Raw genomic sequence first — 21611 nt, 5'->3', positions numbered from 1 at the left:
GGTTAGCAGTCGCCGGAATATCGTTGCTCGGTCCAAGGATCGCCGTGCATGTGATATCCCCGCAGCTCCCAGAACCCCGCCTCGTCGCGTTCGGTGAACTTCAGGCCCCTGCACCACTTCGCGCTCTTCCAGAAGTACAGGTGCGGCACCAGCAGTCGGGCGGGGCCTCCGTGCTGGCCCGAAAGAGGTCGTCCTCCAAACATGGTCGCCACCATCGCCTTGCCACCGACCAGATCGGCAGCCGGCACATTGGTGGTGTATCCACCATAGGACTCCGCCAGCACGAACGGCGTGAGTTCTCCGATTCCGGCGGCGGCCAGCAAGTCGTCGATGGTCACTCCTTCCCAGGTGGTGTCGAACTTCGACCAGGTCGTGACGCAATGGATGTCGCCCGTCCACATCGTGCGGGGCAACTGATTGAATTCGAGCCATGACCAGCTGGCGATCGGCCGGGCGCCATGCTTCAACGTGAACCTCCAGGCACCCAGGTCAATATCGGGTGTCGGGCCGGCCGACAGGACGGGGAAATCCTGCGTGAGGTGCTGTCCCGGCGGCAAACGGGCCGCGAGCTGCGGGTCGACGCGACGGCCGGTGAAGCCTCGTGTTGCCATTGGGACGCTCCTTTTCAGGTTTGGTGAACGCAAGTGCCGAGCGCCGAACTGCGCTGCAGACCATTGAAGAATCTTGAATCCGGGCTGCCGTCGGCAGCATGCAAGTCGGCACCGCCGGACGCGCGAGGCAGCAGTCCCGCCATGCCTGCACTCGAGGCCTGGAACAGCGGGTCCCCAGCGTCAAGGGCGAGGAGCGCGCGTAGAACTGGCCCATCGACGGTCGCCCGCGAGTGTCGGAGACCCGTCGCAGAGGGTCGTGCTGGGCCAGTCGCCGTGGGGGTTCCGCGCGCCGACGAGAGTGAACACGGTGGCGGCGATGGCAAGACCGCCGTAGCCAAGGGCGATCTGCGGTAGCGAGAAGATGTTGGAAAGCTGGCCGGAGATGAAACTGAGAAACGCGGCGCCGCTGTAGCAGATAAGGTAGACCGCACTGAAGATCGGCGCCCGGTCAGCCAGGGTGCTGCCGTGCAGCAGGCCCCGGATGGCGGCACTGATGGCGACGCCCTGGCCGGCGCCGGCGACGATGGTTGCGATGATGAACAGCGTCAGTTTGCCCATGGTGACCGCCGTGATGATCCCGATCATTCCGGCCAGGAAGGTGATCATGCCCACGCGTTGTGCCACTGCGGGTGTGAACCGGCCGCCGATGGGAGCGCCAAGGACGCCGGGGGCCATATAGGCGGCGAACACCAGTCCGAGAATGAGTGGGCTGCGTGTGTGGAGTTGATCTTCGACCAATGCGGGCACGAAGGCTTGGTAGAAAGCGCCAGTCGACCAGGTGGCCAGGAACACCGCCGTCGCGGCAGGCAGTAGGTGCCTGACCCGGGCCGGTACGCGAATTCGGGGTAGCAGTGATCGCCAGGCGCCCGGCTTCGGAGTTGCAGTTTCCGGGCTGATGGCGATGAGTGCGGTGGACACCATCAGGAAGCCGACGCAAACCAGGTAGATGAGGTCGCGTGGCCAGGGGCCGAACTGGACGAGGGCGCCGGAGGCGATCGCGCCCACGGTGAGGCCGAGCATGGGCCCCTGGCTGGAGGCGACGGAGGCTAACCATTGCGGCCTGCTAGGTGCCGCGTCAACAATGTACGAGGTCAGACTGCTGCTGGCCAGGCCGGTACCCACGCCCATCAGGAGCCGACTGGCCCACAGGGTGCCGATATCGTGCACGTTCAGCAGCAGCAGGCAGCCTAGCAGGAGCACGCCGAGGCTGGCGATCGAGGTGACCCGGCGACCCAGATGATTGGACAGTTGTCCCAGCACCAGCAGTGCGGCAATGGTGCCGACCGAATTGGCGACAACGGCCATCGAGATGCCGGTGTTGGTGAACCCGTCCTCCGCCCGATAGACATTGAACAGGGGTATCGGCGCGGCCGTCGTGACAAACGAGGCGACCAGGGAGAGCAGCGCAGATACGAATGCCAGCCGGAGCATTCTGTCGGGGAGAGCCTCCCTGATCACTGGAGCCACGTCTTGCATCGGGCCGTTCCTTCTCTTGTTCCATCCAACTGAGTCATGCTTGCTTCGTTTTTTTCCCGGATGCATCCCGGGACGATCGCCGCCAGCCGGCAGGCGACGATGATCCGCGAGGAGGGAACAACCGCTTGCCCCGTCCAAGTTCTCACGGACGAACGCGGATGATCGTCTTGCCGCTGACCCTCTTGGTCGGATTGAAGGCGGCGATGGCATCTTCGAGGGGCGAGACGGTGCCGATGTGCGTCCGCAGTCGGCCGTCGCGCACCCGCTGGACGATTTCACTGAGTTGGGCACGATTCGATTCGACGACGAAATCGATCGCCAGGCCTTCCTCGGGTCGCACCTCGCTCGGCCCGACAACGGACACCAGCGTTCCTCCAGCGCGAATCAGGCCTGCGGACCGCTTGCCGATGATGCCGCCGATGACGTCGAATACCAGATCGACAGCGCCGACGTCCTCGAGGACGTCGTGCTCGAGGACGACGAACTCATGTGCGCCGAAGTCGAACGCCTTCTGACGGTCGGCGGCGCGTCCCGTGCCGATGACGTGGGCGCCGGCCAGTCGCGCAAGTTGCGTCACCATCGATCCGACGGCGCCGGCCGCGCCGTGCGCGAGCACGCTCTGCCCCGCCTGAAGATGGCCGTGCTCGAACAGTCCCTGCCATGCCGTCAGACCCGAGATCGGCAGGCTGGCGCCCACGGCGAAGTCGACGTCGCCGGGCAGTGGCGCGAGGTTGCGAGACTCGACGGCGGCGTACTCGGCCAGAGCGCCGTCGCGGTACCAGTCCGTGAGGCCGAACACCCGCTGTCCCACCGACAGGCCCGTGGTGCCATAGCCGAGGGCGCGGACCACTCCGGCCAACTCGTGGCCGGGAATCGACGGTGTCCGGCCACGATCGAGGCGATCGGTCCAGGTCGATGGCCACGCCAATTCGGTCACGACGAAGCCCGACGCATGAACCTCCACGACGACGTCGTTGATGGCTGCCCGCGGCTCAGGCCGATCCACCAGCTTCATCCCCGCCGTTCCCGCGGCCTGGTCCGTAACGACGATCGCCTTCATGTGAATCTCTCCTGTGCCAGTTGTCTCTTCGCTTGCTTGACGGACATGATAGAGAGAGAGAAGCCCCTTGAATCGAAGCGATTGGCCATGGATTCCGTTTGATGCTGCGTGGCGTCCGTTAGATGAAACCTCGACGGATACTTCGCAATCCGAAGGGATCGCGCCGCCCCGGGAATTCCGCTTCCACTCGCGCGCGCGTCGACACCTTTGCTGGACGCGCAGGGGGGGCCGCTGGAAGATCCCCCGCTCGAAAGTGCGAACCTGCGGCAAGAGATGCACGGCCGCGCGGCGAGGCGCAAGGCATCTGTGCCTGCCGTTTGGCTCAAAGAGCAGTCCCTACGAGGGCCGTTGCGGGTTCAAGCACAGGCTGAGTCTTCCCTTAGCCGAATTCCATCCCGACTCAGAGCGGGTGGGAGTCGCTCACGCCGGCTCTGCCTTTCAGGTCAAGGTGGTCGTGCGATTGAAGACCAGTTCGCCTCGATCCGGTTGATGGTCGTGCCTGTCCGCGACGAAGTAGCCTTGGCGCTCGAACTGCACTCTCTGCTCAGGCAGCGTCTGACGAAGCGACGGCTCCCCATAGGCGGTCACGACCTTCACGCTGGCGGCATTGAGCTCCTCGAGAAAGGATCGCTCGCCGGCGCCAGGCTGGGGCACAGTGAAGAGACGGTCGAACAGGCGTACTTCCGCCTGCACGCAATCGGCAACACCTACCCACGTGATGGTCCCCTTGACCTTCACCGCGGCAGCGCCCGCCGTACCGCTCTTGGTCTCGGGCAACAATCGCGCGTGAATCTCCGTCACCGCTCCGGTGCCGGATTTGACGGCTCCGGTGCATTGAATGACGTAGCCGTACTTCAGTCGCACCAGCTTGCCGGGAGACAGACGGAAGAAATCTGGGCTGGGCGATTCGCTGTAGTCCGCACGTTCCACCCACAGGTCGCGACCGAATGAAAATGTGCGCTCGCCCCGTTCGGGATCCCGAGGATGGACAGGCGCTGAGCACGGTTCCAGATGCCCCGGCCCCATGGCCTCGTCCCAGTTGGTCACGACCAGGCGCACCGGATCCAGGACGACCATCGCGCGAGCTGACGAGGGCTCCAGGTCATCGCGCAGGGCTCCTTCCAGTACCGGGTAGTCGATCCAGCTGTCGGCCTTGCTCACGCCAATGCGGTCGGCGAAGAGCTGCAGGGCGCCAGGCGTATAGCCGCGCCGCCGCAGGCCGGCGATCGTCGGCATGCGGGGGTCGTCCCAGCCACCCACGTGCCCTTCATCGACCAGCTGTTTGAGCTTTCGCTTGCTGGTCACCACGTAGGTCAGGTTCAGTCGTGCGAACTCGTACTGGCGCGGAGGAGGTGTGTTGATGAGGCCCCCTTGCGCCAGATGCTGCAGCAGCCAATCGTAGAAGGGGCGCTGGTCCTCGAACTCCAGCGTGGCGATGCTGTGCGTGATGTTCTCCAGCGCGTCCTCGATCGGATGCGCGAAGGCGTACATCGGGTAAATGCACCACCTGCTGCCGCTGCTGTGGTGCTGAGCGTACTTGATGCGATACAGCGTCGGGTCCCGCAGGTTGATGTTGGGACTTGCCATGTCGATCTTGGCACGCAGGATTGCGGCCCCTTCCTGCAGTTCTCCGTCCCGCATCTGCCGAAAACGCCGCAGGTTCTCCGCTGCGCTGCGGTCGCGAAAGGGGCTGTTCACGCCCGGGCGCGCGAAGTCGCCGCGATGATCCCTTAGCTGCCCTGCGCTCTGTTCGTCGACATAGGCGAGACCGGCTTCGATGAGGTATTCGGCCGCCCGGTACATGAAGTCAAAGTAGTCGCTGGCGTGGTAAAGGTGGCTGGTACCTCCCACCTCCCAGTCGAAGCCAAGCCACCGCACACTGTCCTTGATGCTTTCGACGTATTCGACGTCTTCCTTTTCCGGGTTCGTGTCGTCGAACCGCAGATGGCACACCCCTTGGTAGGCGCGTGCCAGCCCGAAGTTCACGCTGATGCTCTTCGCATGGCCGATGTGCAGGTAACCGTTCGGCTCGGGCGGAAAGCGGGTGCGGATGCGGGCGATATCCGGTGCGCCGCCGGCATGGTGGCGCGCATCTCCCGGGCTACCGCCCCAGCGGCGGGTGGAATACGTGCCTCGCTCCAGGTCCTGGTTGATCGCCTGACGAAGGAAGTTGCCTGGCAGGCTGGGTTGCGCCGCGGATGAACGTGGCTTCATGTCAGCCCTTGTGGGCAAGCGGAGCTCAAAGATCCCTGCAACATTGTCGGAATGGGTTCGCTGATGGTCGGCTGCATTGCACTGCGCATTTCATCAATTCTTCCGCGCGAGCGCCCAATGTAGTCCGGGCGCTGCGCTGCTGGCCAACACAGCGCGTGCCAGGCTTCACAATCCGACGCCCGGAAACGTTTCCCGGATTCCCCGACACACCGAAAGCCATACAGTGCCTTCAGGCCTTGTCGGGTACCTCGCGCACTGTCGAATCCGGCCGAAGGCCGAACCGAAAGCGACTGACGGTGCGCGTGAACGGAGATCCTGAATGCGAATCTTGGTGATGGGGGCTGGGGGTGTTGGCGGGTACTTTGGAGGCCGCCTCGCGCAATCCGGCTGTGATGTTTCGTTCGTCGCGCGGGGCCCACACCTGGAGGCACTGCAGTCTTCCGGTCTCCGGGTCGAGAGCCTTCTGGGAGACCTTCACCTTCCCAGCGTCTCAGCCTCCAGCAATCCAGCGGACTTTGGTCCCGTCGACCTCGTGCTGTTCGGGGTGAAGCTCTGGGACACCGAAGGGGCGGCACGCCTGCTTCACCCGGTCATGGGGGAGAACACGGCGGTCGTGTCCTTCCAGAACGGCGTGCTCAAGGACGACATCCTGAGGGACATTCTGGGCGCCAGCCATGTGGTCGGAGGAGCCTGCTATATCGCTGCGTCCGTTGTCGAACCGGGCCTGATTCGCCATACGGGGACCATGCAAAAGCTGGTGTTTGGTGAATACGATGGAACAACCAGCGCGCGTGTCCGTCAATTCCGCGACGCCTGCCTGGCGGCCAAGATCGATGTGTCGGTCGACGCTTCCGTCGAGCGAACGATATGGGAGAAGTATGTCTTCCTGGTGGGACTCTCCGGCACCACCAGCCTTGCCCGCACGCCGATCGGCCCGATCCGCAGCGATCCGCGAGCGCGCTCGTTCCTGCACGACCTGATGCAGGAGGTCGTTGAGGTCGGCAGGGCACAGGGGATCGATCTGGCGCCGGGTTACGCGAGAAACCGCCTCGACTTCATCGACACGCTTCCGGCCAGCATGAGCTCGTCGATGCTCGGCGATCTGGAGCGTCACGGTCGGCTGGAGCTCGAGTGGCTGAGCGGAGATGTAGTACATCGCGGACAGCGCCTGGGCGTCGATACCCCGTGCAACCGCGCTGTGCTCGATATCCTGTCGGTTCACAGCCAAGGACGTAGCACGCCGGTCGCGCCGGCCAGCCAATAGCAGTCAGACGAAGTTTGGAATGACTCCAGCAGTGCCACAGGAACTCACCCGGTCCGGGACCCTTGCGGCGTACGCCGCGCGATGGGACGAACCCCACTGGATGGTGAGATACATCAATGAAGTCGTCTATGTGTCAGTGATGCCGCCCATCTCCCCACTGACACGAATCGACGCTTCCGTTGAAGACAAGACGACCATGGTACTGGAACAGGTCAAGCGCTGCCTGGAGGAAGCTGGATCGTCGCTGGAGCGGGTCCTCGCCTGCAGTGTCCATTGCACGTCAGCCGGGGTGTTTCCGGCCGTCAGTGCTCTCTGCAAGCAATACTTCCCGGCTGAAGTCCCGGAGCTTTTCGTTGTTCCTGGTGCCGCCGGTTCATTCGATATCGAGGTGGAGTGCGTCGCGTTGGCAGGGCCGTAGAGTCTGCAGGCGAGCTCTGCTCGACGAGCTTGCATTTGCGAAGTCATCCCGCCGGACGCTTGCACGATGTTGCGGCCGAGGTGCGCTTCGCAATCACGTATTCGTCGAATGCGAGCGGCGCCTGCAGCCCTGCGGCCGCGAACCTGCGAGCGGCCGGCACGAGCTCCAACACCCGCTGCTCGAACAGGTCGCCGGGCGGCCGTCGGACCAGTGCTTCGCGCTGACATAGGTCGAGCGCCTGCCACTGCTGCAGCCCGAGCTTCAGCCCACACTTGTCAAGTTTGAAGCGAACTGCCAAGGGCAGCCACCGGAGCTTGCGGGCCTCTTCAGGCTCGAAATCGAGGACGCGATCCGGCTGCATGGGATCAGGACACGGACTGGTAATACAGGTTCTGCGGATGGCGTGCCTGGGCAAAGAAGAACCAACGTTCCGCGAGCAGGCCCACGAACTGCACCGGGACGGCGAGCAACCACAAACCACCCGTTCCGCGGAAGGAAGCCAGGCCGACCAGGACCAGCGGAGCGGCGAACGCGAGCATCTGAAACATGATGCGCGTGCGCCTCAAGACAAACGGCCGCACGCCGTGGAAGAACTCGCGCGTGTTGAACGATCCGGCGGACATTCCCATCGACTTTTGCACCAGAGGCGTGCTGCGGATGCCGGTGGCCGACTGCAAGGTGGATTTCGGCCTTAATGCAGCATTGCGCCGCAGCGCCTGCGCTCGCGTGCCCCATGCCAGCACCGTTACCGCCAGGGCCCAGGGCGTCATGAAGGCCTGCAGCTCCGACTCGCCGCCCGGCACCGCCAGCGCGCCGGCCAGTATCAACCCGGAGGAAAGCCCGAGCAGGGTGTAATTGACGATCGTGAGCGGATGCGCCCATTCCTGGATGAAGCGCAGGCAAGCGTAGATCATCGCCGTGCAGTACCAGAGCGCAATCGCAAGCACGAGCGCAGCAAGCGGCAGCAAGGTATGCGTGATCGTCGCGGGCGCTGCGAACAGCGTGGCTGCGGCCCAGCCGGCCACGAGGGCGATGAACACCGGCAGCACGATCACCTCGCGCGACATCCAGGAAGTGCGCCACATCAGCGCCGCGCGCCAGGCGCGCCGTGGATGCCCGAGGTGGAAGAACGACGCCGCCAAGGCCGTCACCAGCAGCCCGGTCGCGGCGGTCAATGCTGCGGCCAGGAAGGCCGCATGCGGCACGGCCCCCAGCAGGCATGCAAGTGCCAGCGCGACGACCAATCCTTGTGCGAGCCCCGCGGTCGTGGTGAACAGCAGGATGGACCAGGAAGGATGCATGTCAACGCTCCGTCGTCGCGGCGGACACCTGCGCCAGCTGCGGTTTGAGTTCGTCCACGGTGGCCGGGCGTGCCGCCTGCCCGGGTCCGAGCGGAGCGGCAGTGGTCACCTTGCGCGGCAGGTACTGATTGGCCGGTTGCGTGTCCCATTCGGGCATCAGGGCATAGCCGCCGCGGTCCCGGATCGCCCTGGACACTTCCGAGGCTGGATCCTTGACATCCCCGAACAGGCGGGCCCCGGTCGGACACGCCTTCACGCAGGCCGGCTTGCGGTCCTGCGGAGGCAACAGCTCGTCGTAGATGCGGTCGACGCACAGCGTGCACTTGGTCATCACCTTGCGTTCTTCGTCGAACTCGCGCGCGCCATAAGGACAGGCCCAGCTGCAGTACTTGCAGCCGATGCACTTGTCGTAATCGACCAGGACGATGCCGTCCTCCGCCCGCTTGTAGCTGGCGCCCGTGGGGCACACCGGCACGCATGGTGGCTCCTCGCAATGCAGGCAGCTCTTGGGGAAGTGGATGGTTTCGGTGGCCGGGAATGTCCCCGCCTCGTAGGTCTGGACGCGGTTGAAGAACGTCCCGGTCGGGCCGGCGCCGTACGCATGAAGGTCCGTCAGCGGCCCCGCCGCCCCGGAGGTGTTCCACTCCTTGCACGAGGTCACGCACGCATGGCAGCCCACGCAGACGTTCAGGTCGATCACCAGGGCCAGCTGCTTGGCCAGGGTCACCTCGGGTTCGGCGGTGTTCATGCGTTTCGCTCGGCTTGGGTATGGTCTGCGGGCGCGGCGGGGCGGATGCGCACCCGCACGTCGTACCAGCCGGCCTGGCCTGTCACGGGATCCGAATTGCTGATGCGGCCGGAGCCGAAAGGCAGCTCCTCGGTGATCAGGTGATTGAGCAGGAAGCCCAGGCGCGATTCGTCCGCGTCCGGCGCCAGCGCCCAGGCGCCGCTGGCCTTGCCGATGGCATTCCACGTCCACACGGTGCCGGGTTCGACGGCTTCGCTGTGCCGCACCATGCAGCGCACCCGGCCCCACTTGCTTTCGACCCAGCACCAGCCGCCGTCGGCGATGCCCGCGGCCAGCGCCGTCGCAGGATTCACGTGCAAGTAGTTATGGCTGTGGATCTGGCGCAGCCACGCGTTCTGCGAATCCCAGGAGTGGTACATCGCCATGGGACGCTGGGTGATGGCGGCCAGCGGATACTCCTTCGGGTCGGTGCAGGCGTCTTCCAGCGGGGGATACCAGAAGGGCAGCGGATCGAAATACTCGCCAATGCGCCCGCGCAGCGCATCGGGCGGCTGGCGGCCGCGCGTCTTACCCTGCGCCGCGAGCCGGAAGCTTTGCAGCGTGTCCGAGTAGATCGCCAGCTGCACCGGGTCGTTCTTCTGGCGCCAGCCCTTCTGCATCGCGAAGTCCAGGTAGGGGCGGTTCCAGTTGCGCATGAACTGCTGGTCCTCCGGCATGTGGTACTGAAATACGCAGTTGTTCCGCGCGTACATCTCCCACTGCTTCGGGTTTGGCTCACCGCGCAGGTGCTCGGTGCCGTCCTTGCCGCGCCACCCCATCAGAAATCCGACCCCGGGCTGCGACTGGAAGTTGACGACGAAATCCGGGTAGTCCCTGAACTTGCGCGTGCCGTCCGCGTTGGTGAACGCCGGGAATTTCAGGCGCGAAGCCAGTTCGATCAGGACCTCCTGGAACGGCTTGCAGTTGCCGCTCGGGGGCACGACGGGCACGCGCACGGAATCCACCGGCCCCTCGAACTCGGAGATCGGCCGGTCCAGCATGCTCATCACGTCATGCCGTTCGAGATAGGTGGTGTCGGGCAGCACCAGGTCGGCGAAGGCGACCGTCTCGCTCTGGAAGGCGTCGCAGACGACCAGGAACGGGATCTTGAACTCGCCCTTGTTGTCCCTCGCATTCAGCATTTCCCGCACGGCCGTCGTGTTCATGGTCGAATTCCATGCCATGTTGGCCATGAAGATCAGCAGGGTGTCGATGCGGTACGGGTCCCCGCGCGTCGCGTTGGTGATCACGTTCTGCATCAAGCCGTGGGCCGAGAGCGGGTGCTCCCAGGAGAACGCGTGGTCGATGCGCAGCGGCGTGCCGTCCTCGTGCACCGCGAGTTCCTCCGGCGAAGCCGGAAAGCCCAGCGGCGCCGCATTCAGCGGCGTGTTGGGCTTGACCATCGCCGGATCGTTGAACGCGCGGTAGTTCGGCACGATATGGCGCGGATAGGGCGCCTTGTGGCGAAAGCCGCCCGGTGCATCGATGGTGCCCAGCACGCTCATGAGGACCGCGAGCGCACGCACCGTCTGGAAGCCGTTCGAGTGCGCGGCCAGGCCGCGCATGGCGTGGAACGCAACCGGCCGCGCCTGGGTGGTCTCGTGCCGCTTGCCCCACGCATCCGTCCACGCGATGGGCAGCTCGTAGCCCCCCGTCAGGGCCGTTTCGCCGATCTCCCCTGCCAGCTTGCGAATGCGCTCGGCCGGGATGCCGGTGATGGCCTCGGCCCATTCCGGGGTCGTCGCCGCCACGCGCTCGCGCAGCAGCTGGAAGGCGGGCGCCACGCGCGTTCCGTCCGGCAGAGTGAAGTGGCCCTCGATCGCCAGCACGCGCCCGTCTTCCACACCCTGCGGATAGGCCGCGACGGCGCCGCCGATCGTGAGGTCCCAGGCGAGCTTGTTGTGGGGGTTGCGACCGTCGCCGGGCGGCCCGGCGGCAGGATCGAACGCGAACAACCCCTCGCGTTCGCCCTCGTCCAGCACCACAAGTTGCGGTGCGTTCGTGTACCGTTGCAGGAACGAACGGTCGACAAGACCGGCGCCGATCAGTTCGTGCAGCAGTGCCATGAAGAGCGCGCCATCCGTGCCGGGGCGGATCGGGATCCACTCGTCCGCGATGGCGGAATAGCCGGTGCGCACCGGGTTGATGGAGATGAAGCGACCACCACCCCGCTTGAACTTGCTGATGGCGATCTTCATCGGGTTGCTGTGGTGGTCTTCGGCGGTGCCGATCATCACGAACAACTTCGCGCGGTCGAGATCCGGGCCGCCGAACTCCCAGAAGCTGCCCCCCACCGTATAGATCATGCCGGCGGCCATGTTCACCGAGCAGAACCCGCCATGCGCCGCGTAATTGGGCGTGCCGAACTGGCGCGCGAACAGGCCGGTCAGCGCCTGCATCTGGTCGCGGCCGGTGAACAGGGCGAACTTCTTCGGATCCGTGGCGCGCAACCGCGCCAGGCGCTCCGTCAGGAGCGTGAAGGCGCGCTCCCAGGAGATCGGTTCGAACTCGCCGGCACCGCGGTCAGAGCCAGACTTGCGCAGCAGCGGCTGCGTGATCCGTGCGGGGGACTTCTGCTTCATGATCCCGGAACTGCCCTTGGCGCAGATAACGCCCTTGTTCAGGGGGTGCTCGGGGTTGCCGTCGATGTAGCGAATTTCGCCATCGCGCAGGTGCACGCGGATGCCGCAGCGGCACGCGCACATGTAGCAGGTCGTGGTCTTCACCTCGGTACGTGCTGTATCGCTCTGGGCAGGGTCATGCAGGGGGGCGCGCGCGAGGAACTTGAACATCCGCGCATCCTAGAATTTGGATATAACCAGCGATAGCGGATAATCCTGCGCTACGTGAACGGAAAAACCGATCAGAGGGTGCGCCTCACGCTGGCGCAACTGGAAGTCTTTGCCGCCATCGCGCGCGGCGGCTCCGTGCGGTCGGCGGCGGGCGAGGTGGCCCGCTCCCAGTCCGCCGCCAGCAGTGCGCTGGCCGAACTCGAAACGGCGCTGGGCGTGCAGCTGTTCGATCGTGTCGGGCGCAAGCTGATGCTCAATGAGAACGGGCGGGCCCTTCTCCCGCGCGCCGCCGGCCTGGTCGAACAGGCGCTGGAAGCCGAGTCGCTGTTCAAGGAAGCGCATGCCGCACCGCTGCGGCTCGCGGCCAGCTACACGGTGGGCGAATACCTGCTGCCCGACCTGATCGTGCAGTGGAAGCGCCTGAATCCAAGGGGCCAGGTGCGGCTTGACATCTCCAACACCAAAGACGTGTTCGACGCTGTGGCCTCGTTCGCCGTCGACGTGGGATTCATCGAAGGCCAGCGCACGCATCCGGACTTGCTGGTGCGGCGCTGGCGCACCGACGAGCTCGTCGTGGTCGCTTCGCCCGCGCATCCTCTGGCCGCCGAGCGTGTGACGCTGGCCCGGCTCGCACAGGCGAGCTGGATCCTGCGCGAGCCAGGTTCAGGCACACGAGATGCCGCGGATCGCTGGCTGATCGAAAACTTGCCGCAGCTGGACGTCGGGCTCGAACTCGGGAGTAACGAAGCCGTGAAGCGGGCGGTGGCGTCCGGGCTGGGGCTGGGGTGCCTGTCACATCACGCAGTCTTGGACGCCGTGGCGAACGGCTGGCTGGTGGAGCTGAAGACACCCTTGCCACCGATGCGCCGGACTCTGGCGGTCGTCGTACACCGTGCCAAGCAGCTCGGAAGCGCCTCGCGCGCCTTTGTGCAGCACTGCCTGCAGTCTGTCAGATGAGTCAGTGCTCGGTGGCGCGGAGGGACGGCCATCGGAGCTTCGCTCCTCCGAGAGCCTGCACCACCCTGTCCGGGATGGTTGAGGCGATCGGCAGGCGCGGGCGAGCTGGCCCACCTTGCTTGGGCCCGATGCAAGGCTCGCCCCGGACTTGACCACATTCAGCGCCGGCAGCACGCCGCATCGGAATTGCTGCAAGCGCTGCGGCCGCGACGCTTCCCAAGTCGATCGTGGCGAAGCCGCACCAGCGGGCGAGGGTTTCACCGACCGCTTCCTTGGCCGCTGCGTCTCGCCAGACAGGGAGAGCACGCCGCGGCGATGTCACCTCCGGATGGGCCGCGAGCACTGCGGCAAGTGAGTGTGGCAGCGCGCTGGCACGCAGGATCGAGAGGCGGAGCTAGGGCTCGTCCCCGCGCGACGGTGGCGGCGGCGCCAGCCAGCGGTGCAGCGTTTCGGCGAAGGATTGCAGCTCCACCGGCTTGGCGAGGAAATCGTTCATTCCGGCCGAGGCGCAGCCCTGCCGGACACCTGCAATGCCGCTTGCGGTGAGCGCAATGATGGGTGTGTCCACTCCGCGGGCGCGCAGCACGCGTGTCGCTTCCAGGCCATCCATCTCGGGCATCTGGCAGTCCATCAGTATGAGATCGAATCGCTGCGCGCCACATGCGGCAAGGGCTTCGAGCCCATTGGCGGCGATGGTGACCCTGGTGCATCCGAGCCGCAGCAGCATGCCGCGTGCGAGCAGCTGATTCACTTCAATGTCGTCCACCACCAGGATGTGAAGACCGGAGAGCGTGTGCGCGTGCACGCTGGCGGGCACATCTGGCGAACGCTCCGCCGCCTGAGGTCGAGGGGTCGTCGTCTTTTTTTCCATCGCTGCCGATGGTGGACTGCGACGAACGTGGCAGGTACTCACGGCATCATGAAAAGATCGGAGTCGTCAATTCCGTATCGGAATAGGCCGTTTCTGGGGAGCCCGGCAGTTCTGTGCAAGCGCACGCTGCAAGCGTTTCATGCCGCACCCGCGTGGGCCGCGACCTCCTGCAGGCCAGGCGTTCCCGCGCATTCACGCTCACTCCTCCGCCCCCCCCGCGGCGCCGCGTGCCGCCTGCGCCACCTGTTCGCGCAGCCAGGCATGTGCGACGTCGTGCTCGTTGCGCTGGTGCCAGACCGCGCGCGTGGTGGAGGTGCCCGAGCGGTAGGGCGGCTGGCGGATCGGCAGCTCGCCGATGCGCACCAGCGCCTTGGCCAACGAGGCCGGCACGAATGCGACCTCCGTCAAGGACGGCAAGCTCTACACCTCCGTCGGGGTGAGCGCGGCATGGGCCTGGCACTCGCGATGGTGAGGAGGACACCATGGGCGCGAACAGGCGCTGAGCGCAGCAGCAACGACCTGCGACTCGCGGCGAGGGACTTCCCGGACTGAACGCGGAACAGCCAGCCGGAAGGAGGCTACTTCCTTTGGGCGGACTGCCGGAGGACGTGGACGCGCTGCAGCTGCACCGGCTCGTGCTGTCGCGGAAAACCAGCATCGCACCGGGCCCGCTGTTCTCGGCGGACCGGCGCCGCCGCCACCACGGCCTGAAATGCGGGCATCCGGCACCTTGACCTCAAATAGGAACTTGCGATGGGAGTTGCAACTGCCCGTGCTTCGACAGTTGCTTCAGCTGCCGTGGCCAGAGGGAATGAGTTTCGAGCATGAGCCTGCAGCCATACCGAATGGCACGGTGGACAGAACACGCCGTGAAGGAAGGCGCGGCGTGCGTTCCAGCCTGCGAGGGCGTCGCGCTAGGCCCTTCGATCGAAGGCTTGATCCACCCCGGAAACAGCCTGGTCCAACGCTTCGATGAAAGCCCGCAACTTCAGCGACGCTACGCGCGTTGGCGGGTACACCACATAGACCTTCGGTCCAGGCGCCACGTAGTCGATGAGGATCGGCTTGAGTTGCCCGCCTGTGATCGCATTCACCGCGATGAAGTTGCTGATCATGACGATGCCCATGCCAGCGATTGCGGCCTCCACCAACGAGTCGGCGTGGTTCACGTTCAGGTTCCCCGACACGCGCTTGGAGAACGCCTGTCCGTCCTTCGCGTCCACCTGGGCGTTGGCGCCTTGGGCCAGTTGGTGGCCCGCAGCGCCATGGACCTGCAGGACGGCTCCGTTTCGGCGCAGTCGATCGAGAACCTCGGCTTCGTCCTGGCCGAACTGGGCGATCTTGCCGCTGAGTGCATACGCGTCTGCGTGCAGTGCAGGCTCGCGAGCGCAAGTACCGATGACGCACACCTGCATGGCCCGCGCGAATGAAGCTGCAAGCGCTTGAACCGGTCAATCTTCAAGCGAGTGATGTTCTCGTGCCCCAGGGCGGAAGGGTCCCCGCGGCACGGCGCCGACGGGTACCTCCTGCGGAGACTAGGCCGGACCAGGCCTGGCGCAGGCATTCCAACGTGACCGTCGCCGCAGTCGTCCGCAAGGTCGCCAATGCGGCCGCATGGTTGGCGATGTTGCCGCCATTCGCATCCGCCGGAACGAGGGCCGGAGCGAGAGGTGCTGCAGCGTTAGCGAGCCCGTGCAGTGGACTTGTGCGCAGTTCCAGCAGGCCAATCAGATCTCCGGCGTGCTGGTGAACCAGTTTTGGCTGCAGCCGGGCAACCGCGTGCCGCTGCGCGCCACGAACTGTCCGATGCTGGCCAGTCGCGATGACGTCCGGCGAGATTCGGGAGCAAGAAGCGGAACGGCCCCTTCCGCACCGCGGTGGTCGAGGAAACAAGCGAGCCCGTGCAGGGGCACTGCCCCGCTGTGCCGCCGCAAACGCCTGCGCACCAACCTGTCTCAGGCGACGGGTCGTTGCGACGCCTTCGGCCAGCGGGGTCACCCCGCGCTCGGTGTCTTCACCGTGACCGTGCCCGGCCAACCGGGAAATGCGATTCGACATTGCATCGCCGGAACGGAGGAGCCGCCGCCGGTCGGCGGGCACTCAGGACCAATTCACTGCCACTGACTTAGCCTCGCGGATAAAGCTGTCCACGGCCGGAGCAAAGGCTGCGGCATCGCGCAGCCACAGGCTGACCGCTGGCAGCTCCAAAGGCAGGGGAACGTCCAGGATGGACAGCGTCCCGGATGTCTCCAGCGTGCTGGCCAGGCGCTCGGGAAACAGCATGACTCCGTCGCCGAGGGGAAGCAGCGCCTGGTTGGTCGTGTAGACCGAGGACTCCACGTAACAGCGGGGCATCGGCAGGCGCTGCTGCGCAAAAAGGGTCTCGAGGCGCTGCCTCAGAACCGTGCCGGGGGCAGGCAACACCCAATTGAGCTGCGCCAGCTGCGCGAGTGAAATCCCTTTTCTCCGGGCCAAGCAGTGGTCAGGCTTGGCAACCACCCTAACGTTCTCGAAGAACAAGGGCACTTGCCGGAGCCCGCCAACCGCGCCGCCCTGGCCGCCGCGTCCGATGACGCACTCCAAGTCCCCCTTGCGCAATGCAGCAAGGAGCAGCTCCGCGCTTCCCTCTTCCAACGCAACCAGAGTGCTGGAGCTTGCGGCCCGGATCTTCTGGACCACTTCCGCGACGAAGCCTGACAGTGCGACTCCGAACATGCCGACGCGAACTCGCACGTACGAGCCACCCGCGAGAGTCTCCATCTCCTGGAGCGCCGAGTTCGCTTGCGCGATGATCAAGTGAGCTGTCCGCAGCATCACTTCCCCGTATGGCGTGGGCGAAACTCCGGCCGGCGTGCGCTCGAAGAGGACGGTTCCAAGTTCCAGCTCCAGTTCACGCAACAGCTTGGAGCATCCGGGCTGTGTGAGGCCCAGCTGTTCTGCCGTCTTTCGCAAGCTGCGGGTTTCGCCGAGGCTTTCCAGCATCAGGAGGTGGCGAAAGCGAAGCCGGTCGAGGTGCGATTTCATCAGGGTCACAACTTCTGGTTATCGGTCAACAACCGCAAGGCGTCTACCGCTTGCCGGCCGTGGTCAGTATCGTGCTCGCCATCCGGTGCGCCGGACCCATTTTCAAGCATGTAAGACATGAGCACACGAGACAAGCACGAAACGCGTCCAGTCGCTGAGATGCTGGTTCACTCGCCCACGGATTTCCGGGTCGACGGCGCCATCTACACCGACCAGGCCCTCTTCGCAGCGGAGATGGACCGCATCTTCGGCACGACCTGGGTGTACGTCGCCCATGAGAGTGAAGTTCCCCAAGCGGGCGACTACAAGACCACCCAGATCGGACTGCGCCCGGTGATCGTCTCGCGTGCCTCGGATGGTCGCATCCACGTCATGTTGAACCGTTGCCGGCATCGTGCCGGCGCAGTATGCCGCGAGAGCCAGGGCAACACCAAGCTCTTTACCTGCAAGTATCACGGCTGGACTTACCGCGTCGACGGCAGTCTCAATGCCATTTCTATGCGGGCGGGGGGATATCCCTCGGGCGTGGATGCCAGCTCACTGGGCTTGCAGCAGGTGGCGCGCGTGGAGAGCTACCGCGGCTTCATCTTCGCCTCGATGGCCCTCGTTGGTCCGAGCCTAACCGAGCATCTGGCTCCCGTGTTGCCCTACTTGGATCACCAGATCGATCACTCTCCCGTCGGCCGAATCTCGGTGCAGCGCGGAACGCATCGTGCTTTGTACCAGGGCAACTGGAAGTTCCAGGCCGAAAACTCCACCGATGGCTACCACGGCAACTTCGTCCACCAATCGTTCTGGAAGATCATGGGCCGCTTTGGCAATGAGGGCGGTCAGCATGGCAACTATGCCGAGACGGACATGGCCAAGATCATGCAGCGGCGGGAGGAAGGTCGCACGCTCGGCTTCGCCAACGGTCACGGCATCCTGGAGTACCCATTACCGGGTGGCGGCCTAGACGCCATGCGGCGGGGGCCGCACGCTCATTACATGCAACTGATGGACGGTGCCTACACGCCGGAACGGCTGCTGAAGATCATGCCGCAGTACAACCTCTGGATTTTTCCTAACCTTGGCGTGCTCCTGGACCAGATTCGCGTGGTTCAGCCGCTGGCGGTGGACCGCACAGAAGTCACGCTGCAGTTCTACGACCTCGACGGCGTGCCCGAAGCGTACAACCAGGAGCGCTTCGACGGCTACGAACGCTTCTTTGGTCCGGCCAGTTTTGGCTCGCCGGACGACGTGGAGATGTTCGCGATGAACCAGGTCGGTCTCCAAGCCGGCGAGATGCAGTGGCTGAGGCTGGACCGGGGATTGCAGCGGGAGCAAATTCTCCCGGACGGCACACGCCAGGGCCATCCCAGCGACGAAACCCCCCAGCGGGCCTTCCATCGCAAGTGGTTCGAGCTGATGGCAGCGGCGAACGCGTCCCACGCCTGCGAAACCAGCACCAAGGAGGCATGCGCATGAACGCCGTCGATCGTGCCCAGGCGGAATCCTGGCTGCACCATGAAGCAGCCCTCATCGACGACTATCGCCTGACCGAATGGATGGCGCTCTTCATGGAAGACGCTCTCTACTGGCTGCCGATTGACGAGAACGCGCAGCCGGGTCGCACCGTCGCCCTGATCTGCGACAACAGCCTGCGCCGCCGCGAACGCGTCTACCGCCTGCTGGAGACCCGCGCACACGCGCAGGAGCCGGCGTCTCGAACAATTCACCTGGTGAGCAACGTGCAGGTGCAGCAGTCTGCAGAAGAAGAGGCTGTGGTGCTGTCCAACCAGATCATCTATGAGATTCGAGCGGGCACCGCCGACTACCGCCAGCTCGGGCTCGGGCAGCAGCGAAGCTTTGCTGCCCGCTGCGAGCATCGCTACCGGCTGCAGCCTGGCGGTGACTGGAAGATCGCGCTTAAGAAGATGGTGCTCCTGAACCGCGATGTGGCGATCGAGAACCTGACATTTGTCCTTTAGGAGTAGCTGATGATGGTTCTGCCGTCTTGGGGCGGAGTGCTGGTGCGCTCGGCCAACCGACTTGCAAGAGGCGCTTTCGCGGTGGCCATCGTAGCCGCCGTGGGGCTGGCGCCAGCCCAGGAGAGCTATCCGCATGCGCCGATCAAGCTGGTGGTCCCATACACCGCGGGCACCGGCGTGGACGTGCTCGCCCGCGCGGTGGGCAGACATCTGTCCGACCGTCTCGGGCAGCCCATCATCATTGACAACCAGGTCGGCGCCAGCGGCAACATTGGCGTGCGCAGGGTCGCTGCCGCGTCGCCCGACGGCTACACGCTGCTGTCGGTGGTGAACACCTTCACCATCAACCCGGCGGTGTCGAGTGCAGGTTACGACCCTCAGTCCTTGGCTCCGGTCGCGATGATGGCCAGAAGCGGCATGGCGCTGGTCGTGAATTCCACTATCAAGGCCAGCTCGCTGCCGGAACTGGTCGCGCTTCTGAAGCGGAATCCGGGCAAGTTCTTCTATGCCTCTACAGGCGTCGGATCTCCGCAGCATCTCGCAATGGAATTGTTCAAACGCGCTTTTGGTGTCGAGGTCGTGCACGTGCCTCACCGAAGCGCTGGCGAAGCCAACACGAGCCTGCTGGGCGGCCAGACCAACCTGATGTTCATGCCGATCAACATTGCCCTACAGCCTGTGAAGGTAGGTCGCATCCGTGCGTTCGCGGTGACCACGGAGACACGCGACCCGGCAATGCCGGAGGTGCGCACGGTGGCGGAACAGGGCGCGCCCGGCTTCGACGTCCCACTGTGGTACGCGCTGCTGGCCCCCAACGGAACGCCGCCATCAGTGGTGCAGAAGCTCACGGGAGAGCTCAAGGCAGTGCTGGCGTTGCCCGATATCGCGGAAACCATGGCGAAGCTCGGCATGGTCGCGGACTACATGCCGCCGACCGCGCTGCGCGGCTACATAAGCAGGGACGTTTCGCGCTGGCAGGCGGTCGCGCGCGCAGCCAACATCAGGGGCGAATAGGACAAGCGATGAACGTGCAACTGATCCTGTGCTCTCACAGCCCCCTGATGCGCAAGAACATGCGGGAAACGCATGCGGGCGCGCAGGCGGCGTTTATGGAAACGATGCAGCGGGTGTCGCAGGAGCTCGCCCGCTTCGAACCCGAGGTGGTGGTGTGCTTCGGCCCGGACCACTTCAACGGCTTCTTCTACGACCTCATGCCTTCCTTCTGCATTGGTGTCAAGGCGGAGGGCACCCACGACTGGGGCATCCCCGGTGGCCCCCTGCGGGTGCCGTCCGACTTGGCCCTCGCGTGTGTCAGGCACCTGCATCGGCACGAGTTCGACACCGCGATCTCGCACGAGATGAAAGTCGATCACGGATCGACGGTTTCCCTTCTCCAAATTGCTGGCGCCCTGGACCGCTACCCGGTGCTGCCGATCTTCGTCAACTGTGCCGCCGATCCGCGACCGACCCTGCGACGCTCCCGAGCCTTTGGCACGGAAGTCGGCCGTTTCCTCCTGGATCGTGGACTGCGGCGTGTCGCAGTGGTCGGCTCGGGCGGCCTTTCGCACGACCCGCCCACACCGCGGCTGGGTACCGCTTCGGAGGAGCTCGCGAAGCGGCTGATCCGGCGTGCCGTTCCCAGCGCGCAGGAACTGGGCATGCGAGAAGCGCGCGTGATGAAGGCGGCCACCGAACTAGTCGACGGGACCGGTCCCTGCCTACCGCCGGATCCCGCCTGGGATGCCTGGTTCCTCGGCAGGATCACCGCGTGGGATGTGCAGGCGCTGGATGCGATTACCGACGAGGAACTGGACACACGAGCGGGCTACGGCGGCCACGAGGTGCGCACCTGGTTTGCCGGCTCCGCGGCTGCCCGGGCGCTGGCCGCGCCGCACGAACTGAAAGCACAGCAGCGCTTTTACAAGGTGATCCCCGAGTGGTTGACTGGCATGGGCGTCGTGACGGGGCATGCCTGAAACAGCTTCCATGAACGACCAATCAGCATTCTCCCTCGCCCCCCACACAACCGGCACCGTTCGGTCCGGTGAGGTGGAGGTCTTCTATCGCCGCTTTGGCGTGCGCACAGCGAGGCCGCCGGTGCTCATCGCGCACGGACTGTCGTACTTCTCGTACGACTGGATCCAGATCGCCGGCGACCTTTGCCGTGATCGCGAAGTCGTTGCCATCGATCTGCGCGGCTTCGGTGACTCGACTTGCAGTGACGCCGGCGCCTACGAACTGCAGGACTTCTCTTGCGACATCGTGGCGGTCCTGAACCATCTTGGCTGGATGGACGCCGTGCTGGTAGGACACTCGATGGGCGGCCGGATCTGCCTGGTGACCGCGGCTTGGGAGCCGCAACGCGTGCGCGGCCTGGTCTGCCTCGACTTCGCGCCCGATGTGGCGGCTGCAGGCCGGCGCAAGGTTGCCGAGCGGATTGGCGAGCAACCCGATCTGTTCACGTCGGTTGATCACGCAATGGCTTACCACGGCCACGAGAACGTTCCTGTCGGCTCGCCGTTGCGCGCCCGATGGGAAGAGTTCCTGCATCGGTCACCGGGCGGCTGGGTCCTCAAGCGCGACCTGCATTTCCGCAACTCATTCCGCCGAATGCTGGCGACTGGCTCGGCTGCGCCCTCACCGGTGGACCTCTGGGCCATGGTGCGCGACCTACGCATGCCCGCCCTGTTCGTGCGAGGCGCGCAGTCAGACATGTTTGCTGCGGAGACTGTGGACAAGCTCCGCACGATCAACGACCGGGTCGAGGTCGTCGAGATCGCGGGCGGTCACGCGCTGATGGAAGACAACCCCGCCGGCGTCGTCGCCCAAGTGCAGCGATTCCTCATGACCCTGAATTAGGGCGGAA

Annotated in this window: 20 protein-coding genes; 8 read left to right on the top strand and 12 right to left on the bottom strand. The window is 65.1% G+C overall.

Annotation, left to right across the window (positions count from 1 at the left end; genetic code table 11):
* Positions 1 to 2 precede the first annotated feature (2 nt).
* The 4 genes from WG923_RS26150 to WG923_RS26135 all read right to left on the bottom strand — a co-directional run bounded on the left by WG923_RS26150 (position 3) and on the right by WG923_RS26135 (position 5361).
* A complete protein-coding gene (locus WG923_RS26150) occupies positions 3 to 611 on the bottom strand; it encodes a sulfite oxidase-like oxidoreductase (RefSeq protein ID WP_340353958.1) in 609 nt (202 codons plus the stop codon).
* Positions 612 to 791: 180 nt separating this feature from the next.
* Positions 792 to 2087: an MFS transporter gene (locus tag WG923_RS26145; protein ID WP_340353957.1), complete on the bottom strand. Its 1296-nt coding sequence runs from the start codon at positions 2085 to 2087 to the stop codon at positions 792 to 794.
* Positions 2088 to 2229: 142 nt separating this feature from the next.
* Positions 2230 to 3147, bottom strand: a complete 918-nt coding sequence (locus WG923_RS26140) for an NADP-dependent oxidoreductase (RefSeq protein WP_340353956.1) — start codon at positions 3145 to 3147, stop codon at positions 2230 to 2232.
* Between the two features lie 438 nt (positions 3148 to 3585).
* Entirely contained in the window at positions 3586 to 5361 is a 1776-nt protein-coding gene (locus WG923_RS26135; protein WP_340353955.1) for a glutamine--tRNA ligase/YqeY domain fusion protein, read from the bottom strand.
* Between the two features lie 319 nt (positions 5362 to 5680).
* Here WG923_RS26135 and WG923_RS26130 point away from each other — a divergent pair, with 319 nt between their 5' ends.
* Positions 5681 to 6625: a ketopantoate reductase family protein gene (locus WG923_RS26130; protein ID WP_340353954.1), complete on the top strand. Its 945-nt coding sequence runs from the start codon at positions 5681 to 5683 to the stop codon at positions 6623 to 6625.
* 100 nt (positions 6626 to 6725) lie between these two features.
* Entirely contained in the window at positions 6726 to 7043 is a 318-nt protein-coding gene (locus WG923_RS26125; protein WP_340353953.1) for a RidA family protein, read from the top strand.
* Between the two features lie 43 nt (positions 7044 to 7086).
* Here WG923_RS26125 and WG923_RS26120 read toward each other — a convergent pair whose 3' ends face one another.
* From WG923_RS26120 to WG923_RS26105, 4 genes are read right to left on the bottom strand one after another with little or no spacing between them, the layout of a single operon-like run.
* Positions 7087 to 7404, bottom strand: coding sequence for a nitrate reductase associated protein (locus WG923_RS26120; protein ID WP_340353952.1), 318 nt, complete (start codon positions 7402 to 7404; stop codon positions 7087 to 7089).
* Positions 7405 to 7408: 4 nt separating this feature from the next.
* Positions 7409 to 8344 carry a dimethyl sulfoxide reductase anchor subunit family protein gene (locus WG923_RS26115; protein ID WP_340353951.1) on the bottom strand — a complete coding sequence of 312 codons (936 nt, stop codon included), beginning with the start codon at positions 8342 to 8344 and terminating at the stop codon, positions 7409 to 7411.
* 1 nt (position 8345) lies between these two features.
* Positions 8346 to 9092, bottom strand: coding sequence for a 4Fe-4S dicluster domain-containing protein (locus tag WG923_RS26110; RefSeq protein ID WP_340353950.1), 747 nt, complete (start codon positions 9090 to 9092; stop codon positions 8346 to 8348).
* Positions 9089 to 11923, bottom strand: coding sequence for a molybdopterin oxidoreductase family protein (locus WG923_RS26105; protein WP_340353949.1), 2835 nt, complete (start codon positions 11921 to 11923; stop codon positions 9089 to 9091). The genes WG923_RS26110 and WG923_RS26105 overlap by 4 nt, the downstream gene beginning before the upstream one ends.
* Before the next feature lie 54 nt (positions 11924 to 11977).
* Here WG923_RS26105 and WG923_RS26100 point away from each other — a divergent pair, with 54 nt between their 5' ends.
* Positions 11978 to 12880: a LysR family transcriptional regulator gene (locus WG923_RS26100; RefSeq protein WP_340353948.1), complete on the top strand. Its 903-nt coding sequence runs from the start codon at positions 11978 to 11980 to the stop codon at positions 12878 to 12880.
* A 394-nt stretch (positions 12881 to 13274) separates the two neighbouring features.
* Here the strand turns inward: WG923_RS26100 and WG923_RS26095 are convergent, their stop codons facing one another.
* From WG923_RS26095 to WG923_RS26080, 4 genes are all read right to left on the bottom strand, one after another.
* Complete coding sequence (locus WG923_RS26095; protein ID WP_340353947.1) at positions 13275 to 13751, bottom strand: response regulator; 477 nt, start codon at positions 13749 to 13751, stop codon at positions 13275 to 13277.
* A 198-nt stretch (positions 13752 to 13949) separates the two neighbouring features.
* Entirely contained in the window at positions 13950 to 14159 is a 210-nt protein-coding gene (locus tag WG923_RS26090; RefSeq protein WP_340353946.1) for a hypothetical protein, read from the bottom strand.
* 506 nt (positions 14160 to 14665) lie between these two features.
* On the bottom strand, positions 14666 to 15166 hold the full coding sequence (locus WG923_RS26085) for a LysR substrate-binding domain-containing protein (RefSeq protein WP_340353945.1): 501 nt from the start codon (positions 15164 to 15166) through the stop codon (positions 14666 to 14668).
* A gap of 685 nt (positions 15167 to 15851) precedes the next feature.
* Complete coding sequence (locus tag WG923_RS26080; RefSeq protein ID WP_340353944.1) at positions 15852 to 16775, bottom strand: LysR substrate-binding domain-containing protein; 924 nt, start codon at positions 16773 to 16775, stop codon at positions 15852 to 15854.
* Between the two features lie 117 nt (positions 16776 to 16892).
* On the opposite strand from WG923_RS26080, the gene WG923_RS26075 reads away from it, so the two are divergent.
* The 5 genes from WG923_RS26075 to WG923_RS26055 are packed head-to-tail and all read left to right on the top strand — an operon-like array spanning position 16893 to position 21604.
* Positions 16893 to 18242 carry an aromatic ring-hydroxylating oxygenase subunit alpha gene (locus tag WG923_RS26075; protein WP_340353943.1) on the top strand — a complete coding sequence of 450 codons (1350 nt, stop codon included), beginning with the start codon at positions 16893 to 16895 and terminating at the stop codon, positions 18240 to 18242.
* Positions 18239 to 18745 (top strand): aromatic-ring-hydroxylating dioxygenase subunit beta, encoded by a 507-nt coding sequence (locus WG923_RS26070; protein WP_340353942.1) that lies wholly within the window; start codon positions 18239 to 18241, stop codon positions 18743 to 18745. Before WG923_RS26075 ends, WG923_RS26070 begins: the two co-directional genes overlap by 4 nt.
* Positions 18746 to 18754: 9 nt before the next feature.
* The gene (locus WG923_RS26065) at positions 18755 to 19759 is read left to right on the top strand and encodes a Bug family tripartite tricarboxylate transporter substrate binding protein (RefSeq protein WP_340353941.1); all 1005 of its coding nucleotides are present in this window, start codon (positions 18755 to 18757) and stop codon (positions 19757 to 19759) included.
* A gap of 8 nt (positions 19760 to 19767) precedes the next feature.
* Positions 19768 to 20721, top strand: a complete 954-nt coding sequence (gene mhpB, locus WG923_RS26060; protein WP_340353940.1) for a DODA-type extradiol aromatic ring-opening family dioxygenase — start codon at positions 19768 to 19770, stop codon at positions 20719 to 20721.
* A gap of 10 nt (positions 20722 to 20731) precedes the next feature.
* Positions 20732 to 21604 (top strand): alpha/beta fold hydrolase, encoded by an 873-nt coding sequence (locus tag WG923_RS26055; protein WP_340353939.1) that lies wholly within the window; start codon positions 20732 to 20734, stop codon positions 21602 to 21604.
* Positions 21605 to 21611: the final 7 nt, after the last annotated feature.

The sequence above is a fragment of the Ramlibacter sp. AN1133 genome, assembly GCF_037890035.1.
In the GTDB taxonomy this organism is placed as follows: domain Bacteria; phylum Pseudomonadota; class Gammaproteobacteria; order Burkholderiales; family Burkholderiaceae_C; genus Ramlibacter.
Note: the sequence above shows the minus strand (reverse complement) of the source record. Positions and strands in the feature narration are given on the sequence as shown.

Coding starts and splice junctions, on each gene's coding strand:
- WG923_RS26150 (WP_340353958.1), bottom strand. CDS start 611: ATGGCAACACGAGGCTTCACCGGCCGTCGCGTCGACCCGCAGCTCGCG.
- WG923_RS26145 (WP_340353957.1), bottom strand. CDS start 2,087: ATGCAAGACGTGGCTCCAGTGATCAGGGAGGCTCTCCCCGACAGAATG.
- WG923_RS26140 (WP_340353956.1), bottom strand. CDS start 3,147: ATGAAGGCGATCGTCGTTACGGACCAGGCCGCGGGAACGGCGGGGATG.
- WG923_RS26135 (WP_340353955.1), bottom strand. CDS start 5,361: ATGAAGCCACGTTCATCCGCGGCGCAACCCAGCCTGCCAGGCAACTTC.
- WG923_RS26130 (WP_340353954.1), top strand. CDS start 5,681: ATGCGAATCTTGGTGATGGGGGCTGGGGGTGTTGGCGGGTACTTTGGA.
- WG923_RS26125 (WP_340353953.1), top strand. CDS start 6,726: ATGGTGAGATACATCAATGAAGTCGTCTATGTGTCAGTGATGCCGCCC.
- WG923_RS26120 (WP_340353952.1), bottom strand. CDS start 7,404: ATGCAGCCGGATCGCGTCCTCGATTTCGAGCCTGAAGAGGCCCGCAAG.
- WG923_RS26115 (WP_340353951.1), bottom strand. CDS start 8,344: ATGCATCCTTCCTGGTCCATCCTGCTGTTCACCACGACCGCGGGGCTC.
- WG923_RS26110 (WP_340353950.1), bottom strand. CDS start 9,092: ATGAACACCGCCGAACCCGAGGTGACCCTGGCCAAGCAGCTGGCCCTG.
- WG923_RS26105 (WP_340353949.1), bottom strand. CDS start 11,923: ATGTTCAAGTTCCTCGCGCGCGCCCCCCTGCATGACCCTGCCCAGAGC.
- WG923_RS26095 (WP_340353947.1), bottom strand. CDS start 13,751: ATGGAAAAAAAGACGACGACCCCTCGACCTCAGGCGGCGGAGCGTTCG.
- WG923_RS26085 (WP_340353945.1), bottom strand. CDS start 15,166: ATGCAGGTGTGCGTCATCGGTACTTGCGCTCGCGAGCCTGCACTGCAC.
- WG923_RS26080 (WP_340353944.1), bottom strand. CDS start 16,775: ATGAAATCGCACCTCGACCGGCTTCGCTTTCGCCACCTCCTGATGCTG.
- WG923_RS26075 (WP_340353943.1), top strand. CDS start 16,893: ATGAGCACACGAGACAAGCACGAAACGCGTCCAGTCGCTGAGATGCTG.
- WG923_RS26070 (WP_340353942.1), top strand. CDS start 18,239: ATGAACGCCGTCGATCGTGCCCAGGCGGAATCCTGGCTGCACCATGAA.
- WG923_RS26065 (WP_340353941.1), top strand. CDS start 18,755: ATGATGGTTCTGCCGTCTTGGGGCGGAGTGCTGGTGCGCTCGGCCAAC.
- mhpB (WP_340353940.1), top strand. CDS start 19,768: ATGAACGTGCAACTGATCCTGTGCTCTCACAGCCCCCTGATGCGCAAG.
- WG923_RS26055 (WP_340353939.1), top strand. CDS start 20,732: ATGAACGACCAATCAGCATTCTCCCTCGCCCCCCACACAACCGGCACC.